Annotated in this window: 1 protein-coding gene; it reads left to right on the top strand. The window is 76.5% G+C overall.

Going from position 1 to position 463, the window contains the following annotated elements:
• On the top strand, positions 1-441 hold a 441-nt coding region (locus tag ACZ3HH_RS29385), incomplete at its 5' end, for a hypothetical protein (protein WP_465810016.1).
• Between the last annotated feature and the right edge of the window lie 22 nt (positions 442-463).

The raw sequence follows: 463 nt of genomic DNA on the forward strand, positions 1-463 counted from the left end.
GTGCGGATCGTCGGCGACGGCCCGCTCGCGACGGCGCTCACGACAGTGCTGCGGCGCCTGGGCGCGTCCGTCGTGCGCGCCACGGACGACGCGATCGAGCGGCTCGCCGCGCGGCTCGACGGCGTCCGTGTCGAGGCCGTCGCTGACCCCTCCACCGCGCACCTCACGCTCCTCACGGGCGTCGGCCACGACGGCATCCGGGCGACGCACCTGCCCGGCCTCGTCGCGGACGCCTCCCCCCGACCGGTGGATGCCACCGACCTCCCGTCTCCGCGCCCGCACGTGCGCACGACCCCGAACGGAGCGCTCGTGGAGATGCCGTCCCCCCTCCCCGTCGAGGGCGAGCACCCCTCGGCGGCGCAGCTCCACCTCGCCGACGCGCTCGTTGCGACCCTGATCGCCGCCGACGAGACCGTCTTCGCCACGGCGGTGACCCCGTGAGCGGTCGGATCGCCGACCCGTC

Source organism: Pseudomonas sp. PME37.24/025 (assembly GCF_055556615.1).